Raw genomic sequence first — 26,472 nt, 5'->3', positions numbered from 1 at the left:
GACGTCACTCGACGTCGTACGGGGCCGGAATCGATCCGAATACTTCGCATCCTCTCGGGTAGCCGCGCGGCCATGGCTCCACCACTCAGGAATGACGGGAATGACGGGAATGACGGGACCGACGCGGAGAAACGAAGTCCGAGTCGGCGGTCGCTGCTCGCGGGTGTCTCCGCGCTCGGTGCCGCCGGTGCGCTGGGCGCCGCGGGCTGTGCCCGGGTCGCCACCACGTCCGACAACGGCGGTGATCTCCTCGACCGGCTCAAGGCGCAGGGCGTCGTACGGCTGGGCATAGCCGGTGAGATCCCGTTCGGCTACATCGACAAGAACGGTGATCTGACCGGCGAGGCGCCCGAACTCGCCAAGGTCATCTTCAAGCGGCTGGGCGTCGACCGGGTGCAGCCCGTGCCGACCGAGTTCGGCTCGCTCATTCCCGGGCTCGACTCACAGCAGTTCGACGTCGTGTCCGCGGGGATGTACATCAACCCGGAACGCTGCCGGCAGGTCGTCTTCGCCGACCCGGACTACCAGATGCTGGACGCCTTCATCGTGCGCAAGGGCAATCCGAAGGGCCTGCACGACTACAAGGACGTCGTGGCGAAGAAGGCCAGATTCGCGACCGGCACCGGGTACGCCGAGATCCAGTACGCCGTCGAGGCCGGGTACAAGGAGAGCGACATCCTGATCGTGCCGGATCAGGTCGCCGGGCTGAACGCCGTCGAGGCGGGGCGCGTCGACGTCTTCGCCGGGACCGCGCTGACCACCCGCGAGGTGGTCAGGAAGTCCCGCAAGGCCGAGAGCACGAAGCCGTTCGCGCCCCTGGTGAAAGGCAAGCCGCACGTCGACGGCGGCGGTTTCGCGTTCCGTTCCGCCGAGACGCGGCTGCGCGACGCCTTCAACGTGGAACTGAAGAAGCTGAAGGCCAGTGGGGAGCTGTTCCGCATTCTGCGGCCCTTCGGGTTCACCCGGGCCGAGATGACCGACATGACCGCGAAGGAGCTCTGCGGCGGATGACCTCGGGACTCTGGGAACTCGTACTCAAAGGTGTCTGGGTCACCGTCCAGCTGCTGTTCCTCAGCGCGCTGGTGGCCGGGGCCGTGTCGTTCGCCGTCGGTGTCGCGCGCACCTCGCGGCGGTGGATCGTCCGCTTCCTCGCGGGCTTCTACACCGAGGTGTTCCGCGGCACCTCCGCGCTGATCATGATCTTCTGGGTGTACTTCGTGCTGCCGCTCGCGTTCGGCTGGCAGCTCGTCCCGATGTGGGCGGGCACGCTGGCGCTGGGGCTGACCTACGGGGCGTACGGCAGCGAGATCGTGCGCGGCGCCCTGAACGCCGTCGACCCGGCCCAGCGCGAGGGCGGCGTCGCGCTCAGCTTCACGCCCTGGCAGCGGATGCGCCTGATCCTGCTGCCGCAGGCGGTGCCCGAGATGATCCCCTCCTTCTGCAACCTGCTGGTCGAGCTGCTCAAGGGCACGGCCCTGGTGTCGATCATGGGCATGGGCGATCTGGCGTTCAGCGGCAACCTCGTGCGGCTCGCGCTCCAGCAGAGCGCGGAGATCTACGCGTACGTCCTGCTGATCTACTTCGCGATCGCCTTCGTGATCACCCGGCTGATGCGGGCGCTGGAGCGGCGGCTGAAGGCCGGGATCGGCAAGGCGCCGGAGCCCGCCAGGACCACACCGCGGCGCGCGGAAGCCACCGGCGTCGGCGCGACGGGAGGTGCCGCATGAACTGGGACTGGGGCGCGGTACGCGACTTCATGCCGCACATCTGGGACGGGCTGCTGGTCACCCTGCGGGCCCTGGCCCTCGGCTCGGTGATCTCCTTCGCCCTGGGTCTGGTGTGGGCCCTGCTGATGCGCACGCCGACCCGCTGGGTGCGCTGGCCGGTCGGGGTCGTCACGGAGTTCATCCGCAACACCCCGCTGCTGGTGCAGCTGTTCTTCCTCTTCTACGTGCTGCCCGAGTGGAACATCACGTTCTCCGCGCTGACCACCGGTGTCGTCGCGATCGGGCTGCACTACTCGACGTACACGATGCAGGTCTACCGGGCCGGTATCGAGGGCGTGCCGGCCGGCCAGTGGGAAGCGGCCACGGCGCTCAACCTGTCGCTGCGGCGCACCTGGACCGCGGTGATCCTGCCGCAGGCGATCCGCCGGGTGGTGCCCGCGCTCGGCAACTACGTCATCTCGATGCTCAAGGACACCCCGATGCTGATGGCGATCACCGTGCTGGAGATGCTCGGTGAGGCGCGGCTGTACTCGCAGGAGCACTTCCAGTTCACCGAGCCGCTCACGGTCATCGGCGTGGCCTTCATCCTCATTTCCTATCCCGCCTCCCTCTTTCTGCGAGCCCTGGAGCGACGTCTTGTCCGCTGACACCTCCCTGATGAAGGACCCCGACGCGCACACCAATCCGCCGGTGGACGGCGGTGAGCTGATCCGTTTCGACAAGGTCACCAAGCGCTTCGGGGACAACACCGTCCTCGACGGCCTCGACTTCCGTGTCGACTCCGGCAAGCACGTCACGCTGATCGGCCCGTCCGGCTCCGGCAAGACGACGATCCTGCGGTTGCTGATGACCCTGACCAAGCCCGACGAGGGCACGATCACAGTCGCCGGGGAGCGGCTCCACCCGGCCCCCGAGAAGCAGATCCGGGAGGTCCGAAAGAAGATCGGGATGGTCTTCCAGCAGTTCAACCTCTTCCCGAACATGAAGGTGCTCCGCAACATCACCGAGGCACCGGTCACCGTCCTCGGGCTGTCCAGGGACGAGGCCGAGGCGCGGGCCCGGGAGCTGCTGGAGCTGGTGGGGCTCGCGGACAAGTGCGACGCCTATCCGAGCCAGTTGTCCGGTGGGCAGCAGCAGCGGGTGGCGATCGCGCGGGCGCTGGCGATGCGGCCGCGGGTGCTGCTTCTGGACGAGGTGACGTCCGCGCTCGACCCCGAGCTGGTCGCGGGCGTCCTCGACGTCCTCCGTGACATCGCGCACACCACCGACATCACCATGCTCTGTGTGACCCACGAGATGAATTTCGCCCGCGACATCTCGGACCAGGTGCTGATGTTCGATTCCGGCCATGTCATCGAGTCCGGTTCGCCCGATCGCATCTTCTCCGATCCGGAGCACGAGAGGACCCGGGAATTTCTCAGCGCGGTGCTGTGACTACAAGCAGTGAACGCGACAAGGTGCGAGGTCCGGACCGCGTGGCATGCCCGCCGAGTCATGACCTCGGCATATGCCAGAGTGCCGCGCTCCTGCTGAGCGAACCGGAGCGCGCCGACTTTCTCGCCAACACCCCCTCCCCACCGAGCGTTTGACAGTTATCGTGGAGGAGCTCAGCTGTCCGGATCGATGGCCCAAAAAGCGCAGGGGGAAACCGTGGCGCTGATGAACGAGCCGACCGCGCCGTACCACTCGGCCCAGGGCGCTCTGCGCGTCCTGGAGACGGTGTCCCGGTACTCCACCGGCGTCACCGATGTCGAGCTGGCCCGCCAGACGGGCCTCGGCACGGAGCGCCTGACCGCGCTGCTGCGGATGCTGCGCCGGGAGGGATACGTCGAGCAGGTCACCGACGGCGCTTACGTCGCCGGTGCCGCCCTCGGCCGGCTGGGCTCCGCCCACGGCCGCGACCAGGCGCTGCGCGAGAAACTCCAGCAGACCATCGACCGGCTGCGCGACTCGGTCGGCGCCGCGATCTACCTCAGCCGCTACATCGACGGCGAGGTGCACGTCACCCAGTGCGCCGAGGGCCCGGCGACCCCCGCGGTCAACGAATGGGTCGACTTCCGTTCCTCGGCGCACGCCAGCGCGGTCGGCAAGAGCCTCCTCGGCCAGCTCGACCTGAACGCCCGGCGCGATCACCTCTCCCGCCACAAGATGGCCCGCCTCACCTCGCGGACCATCACCAACGAGCGGCTGCTGCTGTCCCGGCTCGACGCCCAGCCGGCCACGGTGCCGGTGCTCGACCTCCAGGAGTACGCGATCGGCACGGTCTGCGCGGCCGTCCCCATCACCGCGGGCTCCTCGGTCGGCTGCCTCGCCCTCTCCCTCCCGGTCGAACACGCCCACCGCCTGCGCCGCGCCGCGGACACCCTCAACCGCGAAGCCACCCCCGTACTGCTGTCTCTCGCCATCTAGGACAGGTCCTGGGACCAGGCTTTCGGACCAGGTCCCGGGTGGTCGAGAGCACCCGTCCGGACCAGGTAGTATTTCTTTTGTCGCCGACCGCGGGAGCGGGAGGCGAGAGTCACGCGCCGCTAGCTCAGTTGGTTAGAGCAGCTGACTCTTAATCAGCGGGTCCGGGGTTCGAGTCCCTGGCGGCGCACATGAGAAGGCCCTTCACCACGGTGAGGGGCCTTCATTCGTCTCCCATGGCCCCCGACAGGGCACGGACCGTCGGATGCGTGTAGAGCAGCCGCATGGTGAGCGCGGGCAGGCCGCGCTCGCGCAGGGCGGTGCCCACGCGGATCGCGTAGAGGGAGTTCCCGCCGAGCTCGAAGAAGTTGTCGTCCGGGCCGACGGGGACACCGAGGACCTCCTCCCAGACTCCGGTGAGGGCCGTCACCAGGTCTCCCGGGGACGCGGACACGGGCACCGGCACCGGCTTCGCGGGCTCGGGTGCCGGCTTCGCGGGCTGCGGTGCCGGCAGGCGGTCGCGGTCCAGCTTGCCGTTCGGGGTCAGCGGCAGCGCGGCCACGGCGGTGACGGTCGCCGGCAGCATGTGGTCGGGCAGCAGCCGCGCGGCCCGACGGCGTACGTCGCCGGTGTCCCCGTCGGCCACCACATACGCGTCGATCCGCACCCCCGCCGCGTCCTCGAAGGCGTCCCCGCTCAGCACCACCGCCGCCGCCGTGACCACCGGATCCTCCAGCAGCACCGCCCGGATCTCGTCCAACTCGATCCGGTACCCGCGCACCTTCACCTGGCTGTCGATCCGGCCCAAATGCTCCAGTGAACCGTCGGCACACAGCCGCCCCAGGTCACCGCTGCGGTACCAGCGACCAGGGCGGTGGGGATCGGTCACGAACCGCTCCGCCGTCAGCTCGGGCCGCCCCAGATATCCGAGGGCGAGTCCGGCGCCGCCCACCCAGATCTCCCCCGCCGCGCCCGTCGGCAGCGGGCGGCCCCGCTCGTCGCGCACCGACACCGTCCAGCCGGGCAGCGGGCGGCCCACCGAGCGGGAGGCGGCCAGGGCCCCGCGCCGGGTGACGGTGGCCGCGGTGACGTGGACGGTGGTCTCGGTGATCCCGTACATGTTGACCAGACGGCAGCGGTCCTCCGGGTGGCGGTCGAACCAGCCGAGCAGCGGCCGGGTGTCCAGCGCCTCCCCGCCCAGCACCACCAGCCGCACCGACAGCCGTTCCTTCGCGCTCCGGTCGACCGCCCGCAACTGCCCGAAGGCCGACGGGGTCTGGCTGAGGACGGTCACCGACTCCCGTACCAGCAGCGCGTGGAAGTCCTCCGGCGAGCGCGCCACCCAGTGGTCCACGACCACCAGCCGGGCGCCGGTCAGCAGGGCGCCCCAGATCTCCCACACCGAGAAGTCGAAGGCGCTGGAGTGGAAGAACGTCCAGGTGTCGTCGGCGGTGAGGGCGAAGTCCTCGCGGGTGGCGTCGAGAAGGGCGAGGACATTGGTGTGGGGGACGACGACCCCCTTGGGGCGGCCGGTCGAACCGGAGGTATGGATGACATAGGCGGGATCCTGCCCGGTGCCCTGCCTCGGCCGGTCGATCCGCGTGGCCGCACCCAGGTAGGGCGCGGTGTCCCGGACGACCAGCCGAACGCCCGCGTCGCGTGCCGTGCGATCGAGGCGCTCCTCGGGGTGCGCCGGATCCATCGGTACATACGCCGCGCCCGCCTTCAGCACCGCGAGCATCATCGCCACCAGGTCGGCGCCCCGCTCCAGCCGGATGCCGACCCGGTCACCGGGGCGCACCCCGTCGGCGCGCAGCCCGGCGGCCAGCCGCTCGGCACGCTCGCGCAGTGCCCCGTACGTCGTCGTGGTGCCGTCGTGGGTGAGGGCGGGGGCGTCGGGGTGGCGGTCGGCGCGGGCGTCGAAGGCGGTGTCGATACGGGTGGGGGCGATACGGGTGGGGGCGATACGGGTGGGGGCGATACGAGCGGTGTCGATAGGGGTGGGGTCGTCGGACCGGGGTTTTCCGGCGTGGGGTGCGAGCAGGCGCTCGGCCTCCTCGTGGGGGATCAGCTCGATCTCCGCGAGGGGGACCCGGCCCAGCTGACCGTGCACATGGGTGAGGTGACGGACGAAGGCCCTGGCGCAGGCGTCGTCGATATGCCGGAGCTGGTGGTGCACTTCGACCGTGGTCCCGCGCGGGACGAGGGTCAGCGGGAAGGGGGCCGACTGGAAGGCGAGTCGGTGACTGAAGGCGGAATCCATCGGGCCCGGGTCGTCGAGGACCGTGGCGTAGGCGGGCAGGCCGTCCCCCGGGGCGCGGTGTTCGTAGCGGGCGAGGACCAGGGCGGCGGCGGGGGCCCCGGCCGGTACCGGCACGGTGACCACGCCCGTGCGGTCGCCGGCGCCCTCGTCGCCCGTCGCCCAGTCGACACGGGTCCGGTGCGGGCCTTTCGGGGGCTCGTGGCAGCCGAGGGGAACGGTCACTTCGGTGGCGGGGCGGTGACCGAGCAGGACGTGGGCGATGTCCCGCAGCGCGGCCGGGGTCAGCACCGCGTGGTGGGCCACCAGCACCAGGTGGGCGCCCCCGTCCTCGTATCCCGTGCCCTCGTCCTCGTACCGCAGCAGGACCGCGCGGAACGCCGGGCCCGATGGGTCGACCGGCCGGTGGAGTTCGGCCCGCAGCCGGTGTGCGGCGAATCGTGTGGGCACGGAGTCGCCCCACAACACCGGCCACCGCTCGGGCAGTTCGGGCCACCAGCCACGTACGGCCGCGTCGAGGACCGGACCGGGATCGACGGCGACGGGAAGACGGGCGGCCAGGGCATGACACGTCACGTTCGGTCTCCAACCGTGGGGTGGTCCCTGTCAGGCCCTAGCGGGCCGAGAAGCCTCCGTCGACCGTGACGACGGTGCCGGTCACCTGGCGGGACTCGTCCGAGGCGAGCCAGAGGGCGGCGGTGGCGACGTCGTCCGGTTCGACGAGGGCGTTCATGGGCTGGGCCTGGACGAAGGTCTGCTCGTGCTCGGCCACCGGCACGTCCAGGGCGCGGGCGATCTCGGCGAGCATCCGGCCCTCCACGCGGGGGTCGTCGCGGACCGAGCCGGGGCAGATGGCGTTGACGCGGACCCGGCGGGGCGCGTAGTCGAGGGCGACCGCCTTGGTCAGGCCGATCAGGCCGTGCTTGGCGGCGACGTACCCGGCGAAGTGGCGGTAGCCGACCAGCCCGGCCGTGGAGGCGATGTTGATGATCGAGCCGGCCCCCCGCGCGGTCATCAGGGCGCCCGCCGCGCGGATCGTGCGCCAGGCTAACGTCCAGCATCAGCTGCCACTCGTGCTCCTCGATCTCGTGGGCGGCCCGGCCGGAGGGGGCGGCGATCCCGGCGTTGTTGACGAGGACGTCGAGCCGTCCGAAGCGGGCCGTCGTCTCCTTCACCGCCGTCTCCACCGCGGCCAGGTCCCGTACGTCGACCCGGGCCGTACGGACGGCGGCGCCCGTCTCTCGGCAGAGCTCCGCCGTGTGCGCCAACTGGCTCTCGGAGCCCAGCGGGTACGGCACACCCGGCAGGTCCGCCGCGATGTCCAGGAGCATCAGGTCGGCGCCCTCGCGGGCGAAGGCGACGGCGGTCGCCCGGCCGATGCCGCGGGCCGCGCCGGTGACGAGGGCGACCTTGCCCGAGAGCCTGGGGCTGCTCGGGCTCACCGCGCTCACCGGGCGCGTCCGGCACGGAGTTCGGCCCCGATCAGGCGCAGGAGGGCGCCCGGGTTCTCCGTCAGGTACATGTGGCCGCCGTCCAGCTCCGCCGTGGTGAGCTTTCCGGTGGTGGCGCGGGACCACTCGGCGGCCTCGGCCGCGCTCACCAGCTCGTCGTCGCGGCCGCGCAGGGCGACGACCGGGGCGGCGAGCGGGCGGTCGGAGGCGGGCCGGTACGTCTCGTGCATCCGTACGTCGGCGCGCAACAGCGGGAGCAGCAGCTCGCGCATCTCCGGGTGCTCCAGGGCCGGGTGCGCGTACCCGGCGAAGGTGCGCACCCGGGCCAGGAACTCCACGTCGGGCAGACCGCTCGCCCGGTCCGCGCGGCCGCTCCACGGGCCCGGCGCGCCGCTGACGACGAGGGCGTCGAGGCGAACGCCGGGCTCGGCCTCCAGCCGGTGTGCCAGCTCGTAGCCGAGCACCGCGCCGAGGCTGTGCCCGAACACCGCCACCCGCGCGCCCTCCGGGAGCTGCCGGGTCACCTGGGTGTGCGCCTCGGCGGCCGCCCGCACCGCGTCCGTGTGGGGCTCCTCCACGAACCGCTCCTCGCGGCCCGGGAGTCGCACCGGCAGGACGTGCAGTCCCTCCGGCGCCCGGTCCTGCCACGGCTTGAAGAAGGACGCGCCCGCCCCGGCGAAGGGCAGACAGACGAGGTGGGTCTCTTCCACTGCTGACATCGCTCCCGAGTCTCGGTTACGGGGACAAAGGGACTGGACGCAAAGGGGCTGAGGACAAAGGGACTGAGGACAAAGGGACTGGGGCTCAGCCCGTGGTGACGAACTCGGTGAGGACCCGCGCCAGCAGACCGGGGTCCTGCGCCCCGCACAGCTCCCGCGCGGAGTGCATCGACAGCCCGGGTACGCCCACATCGACGGTGGCGACTCCCAGCCGGGCCGCGGTGATCGGGCCGATCGAGGTGCCGCACGGCATGGCGTTGTGGGAGACGAACGGCTGCCAGGGCACCTCGGCGCGCTCGCAGGCCGCGGCGAAGGCGGCGACTCCGGTGCCGTCGGTGGCGTACCGCTGGTTGACGTTGACCTTGACGACGGGGCCGCCGTTGGGGAGGGGGTGGTGGTCCGGGTCGTGGCGTTCGGCGTAGTTGGGGTGCACGGCGTGCGACATGTCGGCGGAGACGCAGAAGGCGCCGGCGAGGGCCCGGTTGAAGTCCTCGGCGCTGCCGCCGCGCGCGGCGACGGACCGGCCGAGCACTCGCTCCAGCAGGGGGCCCTGGGCGCCCGACTGGGAGCCGCTGCCGACCTCCTCGTGGTCGAAGGCGGCGAGTACCGGGATGTGGGCGGGCGGCCGGGCGGCGGTGGCGGCGGCGACCAGCGCGGTGATGCCCGCGTGCACGGAGATCTGGTTGTCCAGACGCGGTGAGACGAGGAACTCCTCGTCGGCGCCGAGATAGCCGGGCGGCTGGATGTCGTGCAGCATCAGGTCCCAGCCGAGGACCTCGGCGACGTCGGTGTCGGCCTCGGCGGCGACCCGGGCGAGCAGGGCGCCGGGCCGGGTGGGGCCGAGGCCCCACAGCGGGGTCATGTGCAGCTGCGCGTCGAGCGCGACACCTTCGTTGACGCTGCGGTCGAGGTGGATGGCGAGCTGGGGTACGCGCAGCAGCGGCTGGTCGACGCAGACAAGGCGGCTGGATCCGTCGCGCAGTGTCAGCCGGCCCGAGATGCCGAGGTCGCGGTCGAGCCAGGTGTTGTGGGGGACGCCGCCGTAGATCTCCACGGCGATCTGCCGCCAGCCCGCGGAGCCGGTGTCGGGCTCGGGCTTGATCCGCAGGTTCGGGGAGTCGGTGTGGGCGCCGACGATCCGGAACGGGGTGCGTGCCGGGGCGCCCGCGGGGACGTACCAGGCGAGCAGCGCTCCGGCGCGGACGACGTACCGGCCGCCCTCGGCACCGGCCGTCCAGTCGTCCGTCTCCCGCAGCTCCTGGAAGCCCGCCTTCTCCAGGCGCTGGGCCGCGTTCGCGACGACGTGGTACGGCGAGGGGCTGGAGCGGACGAAGGAGAGCAGATCGTCGCTGTGACTGCGGTCATGTGTGGGGGACATGGGCGCTCACGCCTTTCGGAGGGGCTGGAGAGGGTTGAGGAGTGGGGCGACGGGCGCGTCCGGCCGAGTGCACAGCTCGGCGAGGACGGCCTGCCAGTCGTCGAGGAGCTCCTGAGCCGTGGCGGGGTCCCACAGATCGGCGGAGTACTCCAGGAAGGTGCGGTAGCCCTTGGCCGGGTCGCGGCGCGGGGCGAGACCGAAGGAGAGGTCACCGCGGGACACGGGCGGGGCGAGGTCGTCGACCTCGACGTCGAGTCCGGGGATCTCGATGTCCGTGTCCAGGGAGTTCTGGAAGGCGATGGTCAGCGGGAAGCGCTCGGGCACGGCGCGGGCGCCGCTCTCGCGCAGGGCGCGCACGATCCGCGCGGTCGGCAGGACGTGCGCCGTCGCCTCCAGGGCGCCGGCACCGGTGCGCTGCACGAGGGCGCCGCGCGTCTCGTCCGGGTCGGGCGTCACCCGGACGACCACACCGGTCGACGTCAGCGCGACCATCGACTCGAACGCGCTGCGCTCGCGGTGGGCGTACGGCGTGCCCATCGCGACGTCCCGCACCCCGGACCGGCGGGCGACCAGTACGCCGAGCGCCGTGGCCGCGACCCCGAAAGGTGTGGTGTGCCGAGCCGCCGCCAACTCTTCGACGGCCCTGCGCAGTTCGCCCGACGCGGTGCCGCGCAGGGTGTCGCCGCGCCCGCTCGGCACGGCGGGCCGGGCCCGGTCGCCGGGGATCTCGACCGTGGCCGGGATCCCCTCCAGGTACCGGGTCCAGTACGCCGTCCTGCGGGCCTCCTCGGCGGGGTCGGCGTGCGCGCGCTGCCAGCGGGCGTAGTCCGTGCACTGCGCCGCAGGCTCGGGCAGACCGTGCGGGCGGCCGGTGGCGGCGGCCGTGTAGAGGGCGGCGAGCTCGTCCAGGAGGAGGGAGAGGGACCAGCCGTCGACGCAGATGTGGTGCACGACGAACATCAGCGTCCACCGGTCGGGCGCGTCGCGCAGCAGCCGCAGGACCGGCAGGACGGGTTCGGTCAGCGCGATGGGCGTGGCGGCCGCCGCGCGGCACAACTCCTCGATGCGCGCGAGCCGTTCGGACTCGTCCGCGATGCCGGTGAGATCCTCGACGGGAAGCGCCGGGGGCGGCACGTCGACAACCTCCTGCCGCCAGCCGGTCCCGTCGTCGGGGGCGGACGACGGGACCGGCCGGCCGTCTCCCGGTACGAAGCGGCATCGCAGTCCGTGGTGCCGGTCGAGCAGTCCGGCCACCGCCGTGCGCAGGGCGGCCACGTCCAGGGGGCCGGTGAAACGGATCCGGGTCGGGATGTTCCACACCTCGGGGCGGGGCATGCCCAGGACGCCCGCGATCATGCGGGCCTGCTGGTCGCTGACGGGCGCCGTGTCCACCACGGTCACGCCCCGGGGTGGCGCGAGCCGGGCGGTCATCGCCCCCAGCGTGGCGTCGGCGAAGAAGTCCGCCAAGGGGTATTCCACGCCGAAGCTGTCCCGGACCCGGTTCACCAGCCTGATCGCGCCGATCGAATTCCCCCCGAGTTCGAAGAAGTTGGCGTCCGGGGTGACATCGCCGACGGGGCCGAGGGTGTGCTGCCAGAGGGTACGCAGGCGGTGGGCGCCGTCGGGGACGCCCAGGGTGACGGCGGACGCCGGCGTCAGGTCGCCGACCGTCTCCGCGGCGCCCGCCGTCATGGCGGTCAGCGCGTCCTCCAGCCGGTCCAGGCACCCGCGCACCGTCTTCTCGTCGAACAGGTCGGCGTCGTAACGGATCCGCAGGCCGAGGTCCCCGTCGGGGCGCCGGGTGGCCATGAGGGCGAGTTCGAGGGGGGCCGACTCGGTGCCGCCGTCGAGGGGTTCGGCGCGCAGGCCGGGCAGGGCGAGGGCGGTCAGGGGCGCGGTGTCGAGGTCGGCGGAGACCGTGACGAGGGGGCGCGGGTTGCCCGGGTCGGGGTGGCGGGACGCCAACAGGGCGTCCATGTCCACGTGTTGGCGGGCGTCGGCGGCGAAGAGCGTGTCCCGGGTGGCGCGTAGGGCGTCGGTGAGTGTCGTGGCGTCGGTCAGGGTCCCGCGCAGGGGCAGCAGGGAGACGTGGAAGCCGACGGTGTCCCGCGCCTCAGGGGTGCGGCGGCCGAAGGTGGACCCGATGACGAAGTCGTCCTGACCGGCGTACTGGCGCAGCACGATCCGCCAGGCGGTGAGCAGCGTCGCGAACAGGGTGACCCCCTGCCGCCCGCTCCACTCCCGCAGCCGACCCGCCCGCTCCGGGCCGAGCCGCAGCCCCACGGCGCCGCCGCGTCCGGCGACGGTACGGGTGCGCGGCCGGTCCGTGGGCAGTGCGGGCGCGCCCGGCCCGTCCCCGAGGTGGGCGCGCCACCAGTCCAGGTCGTCCGCTCCCCCGGTGGCCGCCGCCGCGTCGAGCGTGCTCCCGGCGGCGCGCTCGAACCGGGGCGCGCGCCCCTCCACCGCCGCCCGGTAGAACTCGCCGAGGTCGGCGGCGATCAGCCCGGCGGAGTGGCCGTCGGTGACGAGGTGGTGCATGCCGAGGATCAGCGCGTGGTCGTCGTTGGCGAGCCGCAGCAGGCGGGGCGTGAACAGCGGCCCCGCCGCGAGGTCGTAGGCCCGGGTGCTCTCCTCCCGCAGGGCGGCCCGGATCACCTCGTCGGCGTCCCGCCCCCGGACGTCGTCGACGATCAGTGCCGGACCTGCCCGATCCTGGTCCCGATCCCGATCCCGATCCCGGTCCTCCCGTACGACCTGGAAGACCCCGTCTCCCCCGGCCACGAACACGCTCCGCAGACCGTCGTGGCGGCGGACGAGGCCGTCCACGGCGGTCCCCAGCGCCTCGACGTCCAGCGGACCCCGCAGCCGTACGCCCTGGATCTCGTTGTACGCGGCCGGATCGGCGATCAGCGTGGCGGCGAGCCAGAGGCGGCGCTGGGCCGGGGTCGCGGGAGCCCGCCGTTCTTTCGGCTCCTTCGGGGGCTCGTGGTAGCGGCGGCGCAGTACGTCCAGCTGCTCCAGGCCCGCCCTCATCTCCTCCGGCGGCAGCCCGAAGTCGACCAGGGCGGCGATCTCGTCGACGCCCGCGGCCCGCAGCGCGTCGACGGTGGCCGCGCAGGTGTCCGGGGATCCGATGAGGGCCCGTTGGTCGCAGTAGCGGTCGTAGGCGCGGTCGAAGAGGTAGGCGAGGTCGGCCTCGCTCGCGTCGGCCACGTCCTCGGGGCGGCCCCCGAGGGCGCTCGCGGCGGAACGCATCTGGAGGGAGGAGCGCAGATAGCGGCTCATCGGCTCGCGTGCGGCGGCCCGGGCGGCGGCGTGGTCCTCGGCGAGGTGGGTGTGGAGCAGGACGGTGACGCGGCCCGATTCGGGGTCGAGGCCGCTCTCGGCACGGGTGCGCCGGTAGTGGCGGATGTTCGCCGCGAGCTGCTCGACCGTCTGGTTCATGAGGTTGGTGACGATCCCGAGGTCGCGGCGGGCCGCCTCCTCGTACGAGGCACGCCGCCCGGATGTCGCCAGATACATCGGCGGCAGCTCCTGCACGGGCCGCGGGTGCAGGCGTACGTCGATGGGGTGCCCTTCGCCGGTGTGGCGCGGCACGCTCTCCCCGCGCCACAATCGCCGTACGTCCTCCAGGTGCTGGAAGGCGATCTCGGTGCGGTCGGTGAAGCGGTCGGGGTGGAGGGCGAAGTCGCTCGCGTGCCAGCCGCTCGCGCAGCCGATGCCGACCCGGCCGCCGGAGAGGTTGTCGGCCACCGCCCACTCCTCGGCGATCCGCACGGGATCGTGCAGCGGAAGGACCACCGAGCCCGCGTGCAGACGGATGCGGCGGGTCTCCCGGGCGAGCGCGGCGGCCAGCACGGAGGGGTTGGGGAAGAGGCCGCCGAAGGAGTGGAAGTGGCGTTCGGGGAGCCAGAGCGTGCTGAAGTCGTGGATGTCGGCGAAGCGTGCGGTCTCGATCAGCCGTTCGTAGGCCTGCGCGCTGTCCTCGCCGTCGGGGTGGTCGCCGAAGAAGTAGACGCCGAAATCGGGAGCGGGGCGCTCGGCGGCCTCACCTCGGCTGTGGCTACGGCCGCGTCGGGCCGCCGTCGGGAAGTAGCCGCCCGTGCGTAGCTCCCGCAGCGAGTCCTTCACCGCGTCCGCGACCCGTTCGACGTCGGCGTCGGTGTGCGCGGTGGAGAGGTAGAAGGAGCGCCACTCCCAGACGTAGATCCCGCGCAGGAGGAGGTGGTGGTAGAGCAGCTCCATGTCGGCGCGGTGGGTGAAGCGGAACATGGACCCGAAGTGGGCTGTTTCCAGCGGGAATTCCTCGGCGCGGAAGAAGTCGTCGAGGTCGGCGGCGAGCGCGTCGGTGCGGGCGTTCAGCGTCTGCTGGAGCCCCGGGCCCCGCTCCTTGAGGTGGGTGAGGACCGCGCGGGCGGCGGCCATCGACAGGGGGTGCTGGATGTACGTACCGCCGAAGAAGGTCGTGTCGCGCGTCGGGCGGCTGTCGTCGCCGTACCGCCAGAAGCCGCCGTCGACGCCGTCCATGAGGTCGGCGCGGCCCGCGATCGCGCCGATGGGGTGACCGCTGCCGAGGGCCTTGCCGTAGGTGGCGAGGTCGGGCACGACGCCGTAGTGGTGCTGGGCGCCGCGGGGGTGGGGCCGCAGGCCGGTGAGCATCTCGTCGAAGAGGAGGACGATTCCGCGGCGGGCGGTCAGATCCCGCAATGTACGCAGGAACGCGACGGGACGCAGGGCGGGGTTGCGGCCCTGGACCGGTTCGACGAGGACCGCGGCGATCGTGTCGCCGAGTTCGTCGATGACGTCCAGGCTCTCCTGGCTGCCGTATTCGAGGACGAGGAGTTCGGACACCGCGCTCGCGGGAATGCCGCGCGAGACGGGGACGGCGTGGCGGCCGTCGGCGCCGGGGCGGCCGAGGACCGAGTCGATGTGGCCGTGGTAGGAGCCGCGGAACATGACCACTCGGTCGCGTCCGGTGGCCGCGCGTGCGAGCCGCAGGGCCGCGGAGTTGGCCTCGGTGCCGGAGTTCGCGAACGCCACCCGCTCCATGCCGGTGAGCTCCGCGAGCAGTTCGGCGGCCGCGCCCGTGTCCTCGGAGCGCGGGCCGAGGCGCAGTCCGCCTGCGAGGTGCCGGCGGACGGCCTCCGTGACCGGCGCGGGCTCGTGGCCGAGCAGCAGCGCGCCGAAGCCCATGGTGATGTCGGTGTAGTCGTTGCCGTCGACGTCCGTCAGCCGGGCGCCGTGCGCCGAGCGGGCCGCGATCGGGTACTGCATCTCCTTCGTCGCCCGCCGGAAGCCGACCACAGCCCGGCTGTCCGCCAGCACCCTTCGGTGCCGCTGCGCCAGCTCCTTCGACGCCCGGGTCCGCTCGGTGAAGCGCCGGACCAGGCTGTCGGCGTGGGCCCGCTGGGCCTCGCTCGCACCGGTGCCGGACATGCCGGAGTCAGGGGGAAGGGTGACGTGGGGGCCGTGGTGGAGGGGTGGCTCGGCGGGTTGCCCGGCAGGCGGCTCGGCGGGTTGCCCGGCAGGCGGCTCGGCGGGGTGCCCGGCAGGCGGCTCGGCGGGGTGACGGGACGCCGCCAGGAGTTCGTCGAGCCGTCCGGAGACGGCGGCGGTTCGGGCGACGGCCTCGGCGCTCGCCCGCGACTCGGGGCTGATCTGTGCCGTGGTCATCCCCCGACCGCCTTGCTGCCCTCGGCGAGCAGGGCCACGGCCTCGGAGAGCTGACCGAGCATTCTGGTCTGGGTCTCGGCGAGTTGACTTATCTGGCGGGCGAGTTCCTCGACCTCGGCACGGGTGGCGTAGCCGGGCTCCTCGGTACGGGGGGCGTGGCCGGGCTCCTCGTCGGCGGCGGCGTGCACGGGTTCGCCGTCCGGAGGGACGCCCGTGGAGGCCCACGCCCCTTGCCCCGTCCGCTCCGTGATCAACCGGGCCGCGAGCCGAGGGGTCCCCGCCTCCTCCAGGATCTCCCGCATCCCGATCTCCACCCCGAACTCGGCCTCCAACTGCCGTACCATACCGATGAGTTGGAGCGAGTCCGCGCCGAGCCCGACGAACGTCCGCTCCGCCGTGATCTCCTCGGGCGTGTATCCGAGATGACGTGCGCTGAGCATCACCACCCGTTCCAGTACAGCCTGTTCGCTCTGTTCGGTCTGTTCGGTCATGCCGTCCTCCGTCCTGCGGTCGTCGGCCAAGGGGGTGGGCGGCGGTCCGGTCCAGTACGACCGGCGCTCGAAGGGATACGGCGGCAACGGGATCCGGCGGGCGTCGCAGCCGTCGAGCAGGGCCGCCCAGTCGAGCCGGTGGCCCGCGCAGTGCAGCCGGGCGACGGCCGCCCAGAGGGTGCCGAGGCCAGGGTCGCAACGACGCTGGGTGGGGACGGCGGCGGCATCCGGCCGGGCGCGCCGGACCAGGCCGGTGAGGGGCGCGTCGGGGCCGATCTCCAGATGGACCGGCCGCCCGGGTGTCCGCTCCAGCGTGCGCAGTACGGCGGCGAAGTCCACCGGCCGCCGGGTCCCCCGTACGAGGTGGTCGGCGTCCGGCAGCCAGCCCACCGGGTGCCGGACCCCGTCCGCGCCGCTGACGAACTCGGTCCTGGTGGGCCGCAGCCGTACCTTTCCGCAGGCGTCCCGGAAGTCCGCCAGGACCGGGTCGAGCAGGGCGGTGTGGAACGCGCGGTCCACCGGCAGGGGCTCCGCGGGCGTGCCGCGGTCGGCGAGCCGGGTGCGGGCGGTGGCCACCGCCTCGGGCGGTCCGCCCACGACGTACCGCCCGGGCCCGTTGAAGACGGCGAGTTCGAGGCCGTCGACGTCGGTGACCAGCCCCCGTACGACGTCCTCGGCGGCGGACACCGCGAGCATGCCCCCGGCCGGGGTGCCGTCCCGCATCAGTCGTCCCCGTCTGCAGACCAGCCGCAGTCCGTCCTCCAGCGTCAGCGCCCCGGCCACGCACAGGGCCGCGTACTCCCCGGCGCTGTGCCCGGCCACCGCGACCGGTTCGACGCCGAAGCGCCGCCACAGCCGCGCCTGTGCGACCTGCAAGGCGAAGAGCGCGGGCTGCGCGAAGGCGGTGTCCCAGGCCCGCGCCGCCTCCAGGCCCCAGACCCGCGCTCCTTCCGGGGCCCCGGCCCGCGCTCCCTCCGGAGGACCACCGTCGGCGCCGCCCAGCAACCGGTCGAGGAACCCCTCCTCCCCCGTCTCGTCCCGGTGGATCCGCGCGCACTCCTCCAACGTGCGGGCCACCACCGGGAACCGCTCGGCGAGCGCCGTGCCCATCCCGTCGTACCCGCTGCCCTGACCGGTGAAGAGGAACACCGGTCCGCCGCCCGCCTCCGCCCCGGCGACGCCGTGCGCGTACGCCCCCGCCTCGCCCCGCACGAAGGCGTCCAGCGCCGTCGCCGTGTCGTCGGCCGCGGCGGTCACCACCAGTCGGTGTTCCAGGTGCCGTCGCCCGAGCGCGGTGGTGAGGAGCAGGTCGGCGGGGTCGGTCCCGGGGTGTTCGGTGAGGTGGTCGCGGAAGGCCCGTGCGGAGGCGAGGAGCGCCTCGGGCGTGTGGCCGGACAGCGGCAGCAGCGTCGGGGCCGGACCGCGATCCGGCGGACGGGGGGCCGGGGTCGGCGCCTCCTCCAGGATCACGTGGGCGTTCGTGCCGCCCATCCCGATGGAGTGCACCCCGGCCCGGCGCGGGCGGCCCTCCTCGGCGGGCCAGGGCAGCGCGCGGGTGGGCAGGACGAAGGGGCTCCCGGTCACGTCCAGGGCCGGGTTGGGGCGGGTGTGGTTCACCAGCGGCGGTATCTCCCCGTGCCGCAGCACCAGCACCGCCTTGATCAGCCCCGCGAGACCGGCCGCGCTGTCCAGGTGGCCGATCGCCGACTTCGTGGAGCCCAGCGCACAGAAGCCGGTGCGGTCGGTGTGCAGCCGGAACGCCTCGGTGAGGGCGGCGAACTCGATCGGGTCGCCCTTGAGCGTGCCGGTGCCGTGCGCCTCCAGATAGCCGATGGAGTCGGCGGGCACCCCGGCCGCGCGCAGCGCGCCGAGCACGGCGTCGCGCTGACCGGCGGAGCCCGGCGCGGCGAACCCGGCCCGGTCGGCGCCGTCGTTGGTGACGGCGGACCCGGCGATCACCGCGTACACGGTGTCGCCGTCGGCGAGCGCCCTCTCCAGCGGTTTGAGGACGACGGCGGCGACGCCGTTGCCGCCGACGGTGCCGTCCGCGTCGGCGTCGAAGGCGCGTACGGTCCCGGAGCGCGAGATCGTCGAGCCGCGTACGTGCCGGTGCCCGGTGACCTGGGGCACGTGCAGGGCGGCCGAGGCGACGACCATGAGGTCCGCGTCGCCGAAGTGCAGGGCCTGGCGGGCGAGATGGACGGACACCAGGGACGACGAACAGGCCGTGGCCACGTTCAGGGCCGGGCCCGTCAGTGCGAGCCGGTGGGCCGCCCGGGGGGCCGCGAAGTCGGGGTAGTTGCCGACCTGCGCCTGCTTCTGCCGCTGCCACTCCCCCGAATCCGCCTCCTCCCGCAGGTTGTTGGCGAGGTAGCTGTGCAGCGAGTACAGCCGGTAGCCGGTGCTCCCGCACACCCCGATCCGCACCCCGGCGCGCGGCTGCGCGTACCCGGCGTCCTCCAGGGCGTGGTGCGCGCACTCCAGGAAGAGCCGCTGCTGGGGATCGGTGACCGTGGCCTCGCGGGCGCTCATCCCGAAGAAGGCCGCGTCGAAGCCGTCGATGCCGGGCAGCGTGGCGCTCGCGGCCACGAAGTCGGGCGCGCCGTACTCCTCGGGGGCGACCCCGGCCGCCGCCAGCTCGGCGTCGGTGAACCGCCGCACGTGCGTCACGCCCGCCCGGATGTCCCGCCAGTACCCGTCGGGGGTGTCAGCTCCCGGAAACCTCAGCGCCATCCCGACGACTGCCGTACGCACCGCTCGTCCCCTCCTTGCCTGCGCCGTGGACCGCGTACAACCGGAGCAGGTAGATCCCCGCGACCAGGATGGCGAGGCCGTGCGACCAGGCCACGACGGTGAACGCGGAGAACGATTCGAGGGCCGCCGACACACCGATCATGCCGAGCCCGAAGCCGAGGTTCTCGACCGTCGCCGTGAGCCCGAAGGCGTGGCCGCGCAGGGTCTCCGGGAGGGTCTGCAGATGTGAGGTGTACGACACCTCGGTGAGCCCGTCCGCGGCGCCCGCGACGAGGGCGATCAGCACGGTCGCCACCATCGGGAACCCGGCGAAGCCGAGGATGAACGCGGAGGACATGACGATGGTGCCGAGACCGAAGCCGAGCGCGCCGACGGCCCGTCCGGAGCGTTTGGCCCAGCGTTGGATGACCTGCTGTGCCAGGACGTTGCCCAGCGCCCAGAACAGCCAGAAGCGGCTGACGAACGCGGCCGGGTCATCGGGGTGGAGCGTGCTGGAGTAGACGGGCAGGGCCGCGTTGTGCGAGGAGGAGCCGAGGGCGTCGACGGTGCGCAGACACATCATGAGGCCGAGCGCGGGCACGGTGGCCAGTGCCGTCATGGCGGCCCACACTCCGTTCTTCTGGCGGGGTTCGTCGGGCGCCCGCGGGGGCTCGGGGGCGCGTTCGATGCCCGGCAGCCACGCGACCGCCGCCGCGCACACCACGAAGCTCGCCGCGTCCACCAGGAACGCGGCGGTGAAGCCGAGCCAGGGCACCACCACCCCGGACGAGGCGAACCCGGCGACCATCGCCAGCGAACGCCCGCCCACCATGAGCGAGTTGGCCCAGGCGCGCCGGTCCGCGCCGACCAGGTCGGGGATGGAGCTGCGCAGCGCGACCATGAACACCGTGCCGCACGCCCCGACGACGGCGGACACCGTGAACAGCACGCCGGTCCGCAGTCCCCCGTCCGGCGTCACTACCAGCAGGAACATGACAACAGCTTGGGCGATGTTGGCCCACAGCATGACCGGCTTGACCCCGAACCGGGCCTGCACCCGCCCGGCGACCGTCCCCGCCAGGAACCCCGCGCCCAGCCGCACCGCCATGAACAGTCCGATGGCGAGGGCGCTGTCGGTGGTGGCGTAGACGAACAGGTTGAGCGCCACCATGTTGAGGAAGGTGCCGTACGAGGACACGGAGTAGCCGGCGACCAGGACGCGGTAGCGCCCCTCGGCCGTCACCGGTGCCGCGCCACGAGCCGTTCCCGGACCGCCGCCCGCCCCCACGCGCCGCATGGCGGTGCGGCACCGGCGATGTTCACGACCCGGATCAGGTGACGCATGTTCCCTCTTTCCTCGGCGCGGACGACACAGGTGTCCGGGGGCATCCTCCCCCTGTGGGGCGGAGGGGATTCCTCTTCTCCGGGACTCCCTGGGACGGGACGTCCGCCGGGCCGCCGAAAGTTCCGGCCGACGGGCACCCCCGCGCGGGAAGCGCGCCCGGAACCTGCCTGGTCGGCAACAACTTCTCGCGTCCGCGCGCCCGGAACCTACCCGGCCGGCAGCAACTTCTCGCGCCCGCGCGCCCGGTACTCGGCCAGCAGCCCGTCGATGTCCGGCTCGCGCAGTCTGCGGTACGCCGACTCCCCCGGCGGCCGCCACCACACCGGGTCGGCACAGCGGAAGCCCTCGCGGCGCAGCCCCACCCGGTGGATCTTGTTGGTGGCGGTGACCGGCATCCGTGCCACGATCCGGACGAAGCGGGGTGCCATCTTGGTCCCCAGGTCGGGCTGGTCGAGGAGGAAGGCCTCGAAGGCCGACGGGTCGAATCCGGCTCCCTCGCGCGGTGCGATCGCCGCCATCACCTGGTCCCCGGCAACCGGGTCCGGCACCGCGTACACCGCCACGGCGGCGGCGTCCTCGTGGCGGGCGAGGATGTTCTCGATCATCGCGGCGGCGAGGTTCTCGCTGTCCACGCGCAGCCGGTCGTCGGCCCGCCCGGCGAAGTAGAGGAAGCCGTCGCTGTCGCGGTAGAAGAGGTCCCCGGTCCAGTACCAGCCTCGCCCACTCTCGGCTTCGTTCGAGCGGGGGGACCCCCGCCGGCGGCGTTCGGCGTCCGCGGCGGGGTTGCGCCAGTAGCCCTCGAAGGGGTTGGGTCCGCGGTTCACCAACTCCCCTATCGCCTCGTCCCCGTTGAGGAGCCTTCCGTCCTCGGCGAAGACGGCGGGCGGGCACTCGGCCGCTGTCTCCGGATCGACCACCGCGAGGTCGTCGCGGGGCGCCGCCCGCCCGATCGCGCCCGGCGGGGCGCCGGGCGTCCACTGGATGGCGGCGCCGCCCTCGGACGAGCCGTACCCCTCCACCAGCCGTACCCCGAAGCGCTCCTCGAAGGCGGCCGCGTCCACGGCCCCGGCCTCCGTCCCGAACCCCATCCGCAGCGGGTTGTCGCGGTCGTCGCCGCGGGCGGGCGTGGCCAGCAGGTACTGCACCGCCCGGCCCACATAGGTGAAGTACGTCGCCCCGCAGGCCCGTACGTCCGCGAGGAACCCCGACGCCGAGAAGCGCCGCCGCAGCGCGATCCCGGCGCCCGCCGCCAGCGCGGGCGCCCAGTCGGCGATCACCGCGTTGCCGTGGAACATCGGCATGCAGATGTAGTGCGTGTCGTCCGGGCGCACCCCGAACTGCTCGACGAGCGAGCGCCCGGCGGCCGCCAGCCGGCCCTGGGTGCAGATCGCGGCCTTGGGGGCGCCGGTCGAGCCGGAGGTGAAGTAGAGGAGGAGGCGGGCGTCCGGCGACACGGAGGGCGCCGCGTCCGGCTTCGCGCCCTCGTACGGCGCGAGGAGTTCCCCGTACGCCTCGGTGTCGGTGACCAGGACGCGTACGCCGGGCAGTTCGAGGCCGTCCAGGAGCGGCAGGTGGGTCCGCTCGGTGACCAGGACGCGGCACTCGGTGTGCAGGATGTCGCGGGCCAGTTCGGGGCCGCGCCGGGTCGGGTTGATCCCGGCGACGGCGGCACCGGAGAGGGCCGCCGCGCTCAACCAGAGCGGATATTCGGGGGTGTTGTCGAGCAACACTCCGACATGCGGTTCGGCGCCGGGTGGCAGCAGGTCGGCGAGGAGCGCCGCCCGCGCCGCGGCGCCCGCGGCCACCTGATGGTGGCTGCGCACCCTCCCCTCGAACCACAGCCCCGGCCGGTGGTCGCCCCACCGTTCCTGTACGAGTTCCGCGACGGTGCGCCTCATGGACCCCATGGGGGCGCACGATAATTGACGTACCGTCAGAAGGGGAGGCCCGTGCCCTCGAACTCGTCCCCTCCGCTCCCGGCCGAGTCCCATATCGAGAAGAACTCGTGGACACCCACCATGAAGCCGATACAGAAGATGACGATCGCCGTGCAGAAGACCAGGGTGAAGACCGCGCCCGCCGCCAGCAGGCCCCGGTTCGGCGCGTGGGCCGTCGCCTTCTCGGGACGCTCGGCGATGTAGTGGACGGGGACGATGTCGCCCTCGATGATCGTCGCCGGGCCGTTCGGCTCCTCGAAGCGGATCGTGCGGCCGTCGCGCGTCATGAACTCGTACACGTGGTGCAGCGTCGTGGACACGGACGTGTCACCGCCGCCGCTGGTCGTCGCGTACGACCGCAGACAGCGCCCCTCCGCGATCAGCCCGCTGTTCCACGCCCGACTCACGTCCAGTGACCGGCGGACCACCACGACCGCCATGAAGATCGCCCCGGTCATGATCACCGCCGGCACGGCATAGAAGAAGACGTCCATGACATTCCCCCGTTGTCCGGTACAGCTCCACGCACGCCGTCATGGTCATGTCGACGTGCGTGGAACCTACCCGTGGGGGGTGCGCGAGCTCCTCAAGAGAGGCTCAGAACCTTTCCGGTCGGGACGCCCTCAGAACGTGACGTCCGCGCACGAGTAGAACGCGTTCGCGGTGTCGGCGATCGTCCACACACCGAGGATGACGTGATGACCGCTCAGCCCGGAGGGCAGCGAGCCGGTGTGACTGAACGTGGACGGCGGGCGCTGCCCGTTGTACGGGACGGTCAGGAACGGGGTGGTGTTCAGGTCCGCCCTGGTCAGTGCGTGGTTCTGGTTCCAGCCGGACTTGGTGACGAAGTACTTGAAGTCGGTCGTGGCGTGCACGGCCGTGAACTGCCAGCGGAAGGTGTAGCTCTGCCCGCCGGTGACCTTGGTCGTCGGCCAGGCCCCACCCGAGGGGGTCTTGGGCTGGTCGAGCTGGCTGAAGTTCGTGTGGTTCGCGGAACAGATCTGGCCGTCTGCGGGACCCGCCGCCGGGAAGCCCTTCGGGCCCTCGACACTCTGGGGCTCCCACTGGATGTCGCCGCAGTTGGCGACGCTGCCCCCGTTGGCGGCACACAACTTCTGCCGGCTGAGGGGCTGGTCGGTGTAGCCGTGGGCGTCGGCTCCGCCGGTGGAGAGCACGAACGTGCCCGCCGTGGCGAGGCCCACGACAGCGGCGTACAGCTTGGCTTTCCTGGTCGCGTGGATGTCGGGCGTCCGTATGCGCATGCTGCCGCTCCTAGAGGACGTGGGGGAGGTTCTCGTGAGCCGTGCGCGTGATTTTCAGGTCTAGACCAAGTCCCAGATTATTGCCGCGACTTGAACATGTCCAGACCAATCACCAAGCTGTCCGTCCCCGTCACGGCCCCGCTGTCCGTCCCCGTCACGGCCCCGCTGTCCGTCCCCGTCACGGCCCCGCTGCCCTTCCCCGTCACGGCCCCGCTGCCCGTCCCCGTCACCGCCCCGCTGTCGATCCCTGTCACGGCGAGGCCTCCCTGTGCCCCGTGTAGAACGCCACCGTCAGGTCCTTCACCAGTGCCTTGCGCTCGTAGTCGTCGAGTTCGACCAGTCCGCGCATGGTCAGCCGGGCCACCGTGTCCTCGACGGAGTCGACGACGGAGGTGAGCACGGTGTCGCGGTGCTGGGCGTCCAGCGTCGCGATCCGGCGGCGCTGCATCACGGCCGCGACCTCGGGGGCGTACTCGATCCGGGTCGGCTGCGCCGAGAACACCTCCAGGCCGACCGGCGCGGTGTCCGCGGCGATCATCCCGGTGAGCACCTCCCCGACGGCGTCCGTGTTGCGCAGGGTCGCCACGTCCTTGATGACGGCGGGCGGCGCCTCGGCCGGCAACTGCGAGAGCATCCGCGACATCGCCGCCTCCACACACTCGCGCAGATACGTCTCGTGGTCCTCGACGCCGAGTGTGGCCCGCGCGGTGTCCTTGACCCGCCACACCACGAGCACCACCACCCGCAGCGCGACCCCGTTCGCGTCGACCACCGACATCGGCTCACTGCGCCAGTGCCGCAGCCGTACGTCGACCCGGCGCCGCAGCACCATCGGGTTGATCCACAACAACCCGGTGCGCCGGACCGTGCCCCGGTAGCGGCCGAAGAGGCCCAGCACCCAGGCACGCCCGGTCCGGCCGCGGGTGAGCCCGCCGAACCCGAACAGCCCGAGCGCGCCGGCCCCGGCGTACGCGGCCCACTGCGCGGGGCCGAGCCCGCTGCCCGCGTGCCAGGGCAGCCCGATCGCCCTCCCCGCGGCGTGCGGCAGCACACCCGACCACCAGGAGGCGAGTACACATCCGGCCACCCCGCAGGCCCCGGCCAGCACACCCGCCACTCCGGGCAGCACCGGTGCCGGGCGCTCCACCAGTTCGGGGTCGACCTCCGGCACCGGGCGCGGGGTCCGGCCCAGCGCGGGGCGCCGGATCCGGGGCTGTTCGCCCGTGCCGCGCCGCCGCCCCACGACGGCGGGCGCGAGCGGCACGGACACCGGCTCGGCGTCGTCCCGGAAGAGCAGATGGACGGGGATCTCGGTGGTCGCCTCGTTGTGGATGAGCCGGGCGGGCCGGGAGGTACCGCCGCCCTCCGGCGTCCCTCCGGACTCCGGGGTGGGTGAAGTCGTCGTACTCATAGCTGCCTCCATGCCTCCGCGCGTGGAAGGGTGATCCCGGCCGGGTGACCAGCCCTGGTGCGAGCCCTGTCACCGGCCCGGTCACGAGAAGAGCCGGCGCCAGGTCTCCGGCCCCGGATAGCCGTCCGCCGCGCCGCCGCGCCAGCCCTGCGCCCGCTGGAACGCCTCGACGCCCCGCCGGTCCGCCTCACCCCAGCGCGGGCCCGGACCCGACGTGTAGTACTTGCCGAACCCCTTCTTCACGAGTTGCTCCCCGAGCCGGGTGACGGACTCGTTGTCGGCACCCGGCCGGAACAGCCCGCGCCCCGGATAACCGGGCACGGACGCCACGGACGGGGCCGAGGAACCCTTCGTTCCCGCCCCTCCCACCGCCAGGATGTCCCTGCCCTTCTTGCCCACCGGGTAGGACCAGGCCTGCGGCCCCGCCGGCCCGCTCGTCGCCTCGGCCAGTCCCTTGTAGCGGTAGGGCACATAGCGTGGGGAGTTGCTCCAGTAGGCGTACGGGGTGGACTGACCGCGGGTGTGCGGGCGGATCTGTTCATAGGCGAGGTAATAGGTGTGGGTGTAGTCCGACCAGCCGCCGAAAAGGACGACGTGCGAGCCGTTCTCGGGATCCGCCGGATTATGGAAGAGAAGCATGTCGCCGGGCTGCAACTGGTCGCGTGAAATGCGTACGCCGAACGTGTCGAGACTGCCCGTCCACTCGTTTCCCGGCAGGCTCCAGGCCATCGAGACAAAGCCCGAACAGTCCTGTCGGTATCCATCCGACCAGTACTCGGACATGCTGTACGGCACCTGCGAGGCGACCCACTTCTTGGCCCGGTTGATGATCGCCGCCCGGGTGGTCGCGGGGGCCTCGCCCCCGGCCCCCGGCTTCGCCGGACCCGCCGGGCCGTGCAGCGGGGCCTTGACGCCCTGCGGGGAGTCGGACTCGTCACCCCTCGGGTCGCCCGGCCGGACGGGTCCGTGCGCGACGGCCACGGCCGGCGTCGACTGACTCCCGGCGATGACCGTGCCCGCCGCCGCGGCCAGCAGCAGCGCGCCCCGCGCCGCCGGATGGCCCACGGGCCCGGGCAGTGCGGAAGGTGGAATGACGCGCCGCCAGTGCGCGCATCCGGGGCAATCACAGTCGCTCGCGGGATCGAATTCCTCGAATACCGGAGCCTCCATGAGATTCCCCTCACACCGCAGGTCCATATCTCCGCACTTCTGCACACGCGCCAGTTTCGCAACTGTCGTCTCTTGTCGCATGTTGACGGTCCGAATGATGTACAAGGACCACTTCCGGCCGATCCGGGACCACTCACCACCCACCTCACGACACCTCCGCGGTCCGGAGCACCCTCCCCGGTCGGGTAGAGTTCTCGGGTCAGCAGGCGCCGCTAGCTCAGTTGGTTAGAGCAGCTGACTCTTAATCAGCGGGTCCGGGGTTCGAGTCCCTGGCGGCGCACCGACACCGAAGGGCTCCTCACCAACGTGAGGGGCCCTTCGGCGTGCGGGTGGGGTGGCGGGCGGGGCAGGCGCGACGGGGCGAGCCCCTAACGGGTGCAACAGACACAAAGAGCCGCATACAGGCAGGGCATATGCGCCCGGCTTATGGGACAGCGACCCCATCCTCGTACACGCGTCCCAATTAGCGCGTATGACCGGTTAACACCGCGTTTCGCATCTTGCGATCA

17 protein-coding genes, 2 tRNA genes and 1 pseudogene are annotated in these 26,472 nt (G+C 72.5%); 7 read left to right on the top strand and 13 right to left on the bottom strand.

Going from position 1 to position 26,472, the window contains the following annotated elements:
- Positions 1–72 precede the first annotated feature (72 nt).
- The 6 genes from ehuB to OG819_RS19045 all read left to right on the top strand — a co-directional run bounded on the left by ehuB (position 73) and on the right by OG819_RS19045 (position 4,323).
- Complete coding sequence (gene ehuB / locus OG819_RS19070) at positions 73–1,011, top strand: ectoine/hydroxyectoine ABC transporter substrate-binding protein EhuB (protein WP_266650531.1); 939 nt, start codon at positions 73–75, stop codon at positions 1,009–1,011.
- Positions 1,008–1,727, top strand: a complete 720-nt coding sequence (ehuC, locus tag OG819_RS19065; protein WP_266624924.1) for an ectoine/hydroxyectoine ABC transporter permease subunit EhuC — start codon at positions 1,008–1,010, stop codon at positions 1,725–1,727. Before ehuB ends, ehuC begins: the two co-directional genes overlap by 4 nt.
- Positions 1,724–2,374 (top strand): ectoine/hydroxyectoine ABC transporter permease subunit EhuD, encoded by a 651-nt coding sequence (gene ehuD / locus OG819_RS19060; protein ID WP_266650529.1) that lies wholly within the window; start codon positions 1,724–1,726, stop codon positions 2,372–2,374. The genes ehuC and ehuD overlap by 4 nt, the downstream gene beginning before the upstream one ends.
- Positions 2,375–2,384: 10 nt before the next feature.
- Positions 2,385–3,161, top strand: coding sequence for an ectoine/hydroxyectoine ABC transporter ATP-binding protein EhuA (ehuA, locus tag OG819_RS19055; RefSeq protein WP_266634357.1), 777 nt, complete (start codon positions 2,385–2,387; stop codon positions 3,159–3,161).
- Between the two features lie 216 nt (positions 3,162–3,377).
- Positions 3,378–4,136, top strand: a complete 759-nt coding sequence (locus tag OG819_RS19050; RefSeq protein WP_266582638.1) for an IclR family transcriptional regulator — start codon at positions 3,378–3,380, stop codon at positions 4,134–4,136.
- A gap of 113 nt (positions 4,137–4,249) precedes the next feature.
- Positions 4,250–4,323, top strand: a tRNA-Lys gene (locus OG819_RS19045).
- Positions 4,324–4,356: 33 nt separating this feature from the next.
- Here the strand turns inward: OG819_RS19045 and OG819_RS19040 are convergent.
- The 13 genes and pseudogenes from OG819_RS19040 to OG819_RS18980 all read right to left on the bottom strand — a co-directional run bounded on the left by OG819_RS19040 (position 4,357) and on the right by OG819_RS18980 (position 25,963).
- Complete coding sequence (locus OG819_RS19040) at positions 4,357–6,969, bottom strand: amino acid adenylation domain-containing protein (RefSeq protein ID WP_266650527.1); 2,613 nt, start codon at positions 6,967–6,969, stop codon at positions 4,357–4,359.
- 37 nt (positions 6,970–7,006) lie between these two features.
- Positions 7,007–7,835, bottom strand: a pseudogene (locus OG819_RS19035) (SDR family oxidoreductase).
- Positions 7,836–7,840: 5 nt separating this feature from the next.
- Positions 7,841–8,563, bottom strand: a complete 723-nt coding sequence (locus tag OG819_RS19030; protein WP_266650525.1) for an alpha/beta fold hydrolase — start codon at positions 8,561–8,563, stop codon at positions 7,841–7,843.
- Positions 8,564–8,648: 85 nt separating this feature from the next.
- On the bottom strand, positions 8,649–9,941 hold the full coding sequence (locus OG819_RS19025) for a M18 family aminopeptidase (RefSeq protein ID WP_266650520.1): 1,293 nt from the start codon (positions 9,939–9,941) through the stop codon (positions 8,649–8,651).
- A 6-nt stretch (positions 9,942–9,947) separates the two neighbouring features.
- Positions 9,948–15,614 carry a MupA/Atu3671 family FMN-dependent luciferase-like monooxygenase gene (locus OG819_RS19020; RefSeq protein ID WP_266650518.1) on the bottom strand — a complete coding sequence of 1,889 codons (5,667 nt, stop codon included), beginning with the start codon at positions 15,612–15,614 and terminating at the stop codon, positions 9,948–9,950.
- Positions 15,611–18,859: a beta-ketoacyl synthase N-terminal-like domain-containing protein gene (locus tag OG819_RS19015; protein WP_323139351.1), complete on the bottom strand. Its 3,249-nt coding sequence runs from the start codon at positions 18,857–18,859 to the stop codon at positions 15,611–15,613. The genes OG819_RS19020 and OG819_RS19015 overlap by 4 nt, the downstream gene beginning before the upstream one ends.
- The gene (locus tag OG819_RS19010) at positions 18,813–20,135 is read right to left on the bottom strand and encodes an MFS transporter (protein ID WP_266624931.1); all 1,323 of its coding nucleotides are present in this window, start codon (positions 20,133–20,135) and stop codon (positions 18,813–18,815) included. The genes OG819_RS19015 and OG819_RS19010 overlap by 47 nt, the downstream gene beginning before the upstream one ends.
- Positions 20,136–20,389: 254 nt before the next feature.
- Positions 20,390–22,090: an AMP-binding protein gene (locus OG819_RS19005; RefSeq protein ID WP_266624933.1), complete on the bottom strand. Its 1,701-nt coding sequence runs from the start codon at positions 22,088–22,090 to the stop codon at positions 20,390–20,392.
- A 26-nt stretch (positions 22,091–22,116) separates the two neighbouring features.
- Complete coding sequence (locus OG819_RS19000; protein WP_266650516.1) at positions 22,117–22,614, bottom strand: DUF3592 domain-containing protein; 498 nt, start codon at positions 22,612–22,614, stop codon at positions 22,117–22,119.
- 129 nt (positions 22,615–22,743) lie between these two features.
- Positions 22,744–23,382 (bottom strand): lytic polysaccharide monooxygenase, encoded by a 639-nt coding sequence (locus OG819_RS18995; RefSeq protein ID WP_266624935.1) that lies wholly within the window; start codon positions 23,380–23,382, stop codon positions 22,744–22,746.
- Between the two features lie 77 nt (positions 23,383–23,459).
- Positions 23,460–23,636, bottom strand: coding sequence for a hypothetical protein (locus OG819_RS18990; RefSeq protein WP_266650514.1), 177 nt, complete (start codon positions 23,634–23,636; stop codon positions 23,460–23,462).
- The gene (locus OG819_RS18985; protein WP_266650512.1) at positions 23,633–24,793 is read right to left on the bottom strand and encodes an SPFH domain-containing protein; all 1,161 of its coding nucleotides are present in this window, start codon (positions 24,791–24,793) and stop codon (positions 23,633–23,635) included. Before OG819_RS18985 ends, OG819_RS18990 begins: the two co-directional genes overlap by 4 nt.
- Before the next feature lie 81 nt (positions 24,794–24,874).
- Positions 24,875–25,963, bottom strand: coding sequence for a peptidoglycan-binding protein (locus OG819_RS18980; protein ID WP_266650510.1), 1,089 nt, complete (start codon positions 25,961–25,963; stop codon positions 24,875–24,877).
- A 206-nt stretch (positions 25,964–26,169) separates the two neighbouring features.
- Here OG819_RS18980 and OG819_RS18975 point away from each other — a divergent pair.
- Positions 26,170–26,243 (top strand) — tRNA-Lys (locus OG819_RS18975).
- Positions 26,244–26,472: the final 229 nt, after the last annotated feature.

The sequence above is a fragment of the Streptomyces sp. NBC_01549 genome, from assembly GCF_026339955.1.
Lineage (GTDB): Bacteria > Actinomycetota > Actinomycetes > Streptomycetales > Streptomycetaceae > Streptomyces.
This window is presented reverse-complemented; position numbering and strand designations above follow the sequence as displayed.

Excerpts from the sequence above, each read along its gene's own strand:
- ehuC (WP_266624924.1), top strand. The coding sequence starts at position 1,008 with ATGACCTCGGGACTCTGGGAACTCGTACTCAAAGGTGTCTGGGTCACC.
- ehuA (WP_266634357.1), top strand. The coding sequence starts at position 2,385 with ATGAAGGACCCCGACGCGCACACCAATCCGCCGGTGGACGGCGGTGAG.
- ehuB (WP_266650531.1), top strand. The coding sequence starts at position 73 with ATGGCTCCACCACTCAGGAATGACGGGAATGACGGGAATGACGGGACC.
- OG819_RS18980 (WP_266650510.1), bottom strand. The coding sequence starts at position 25,963 with ATGGAGGCTCCGGTATTCGAGGAATTCGATCCCGCGAGCGACTGTGAT.
- OG819_RS18985 (WP_266650512.1), bottom strand. The coding sequence starts at position 24,793 with ATGAGTACGACGACTTCACCCACCCCGGAGTCCGGAGGGACGCCGGAG.
- OG819_RS19010 (WP_266624931.1), bottom strand. The coding sequence starts at position 20,135 with ATGCGGCGCGTGGGGGCGGGCGGCGGTCCGGGAACGGCTCGTGGCGCG.
- OG819_RS19020 (WP_266650518.1), bottom strand. The coding sequence starts at position 15,614 with ATGACCACGGCACAGATCAGCCCCGAGTCGCGGGCGAGCGCCGAGGCC.
- OG819_RS19025 (WP_266650520.1), bottom strand. The coding sequence starts at position 9,941 with ATGTCCCCCACACATGACCGCAGTCACAGCGACGATCTGCTCTCCTTC.
- ehuD (WP_266650529.1), top strand. The coding sequence starts at position 1,724 with ATGAACTGGGACTGGGGCGCGGTACGCGACTTCATGCCGCACATCTGG.
- OG819_RS19005 (WP_266624933.1), bottom strand. The coding sequence starts at position 22,090 with ATGGGGTCCATGAGGCGCACCGTCGCGGAACTCGTACAGGAACGGTGG.
- OG819_RS19030 (WP_266650525.1), bottom strand. The coding sequence starts at position 8,563 with ATGTCAGCAGTGGAAGAGACCCACCTCGTCTGTCTGCCCTTCGCCGGG.
- OG819_RS19000 (WP_266650516.1), bottom strand. The coding sequence starts at position 22,614 with ATGGACGTCTTCTTCTATGCCGTGCCGGCGGTGATCATGACCGGGGCG.
- OG819_RS18995 (WP_266624935.1), bottom strand. The coding sequence starts at position 23,382 with ATGCGCATACGGACGCCCGACATCCACGCGACCAGGAAAGCCAAGCTG.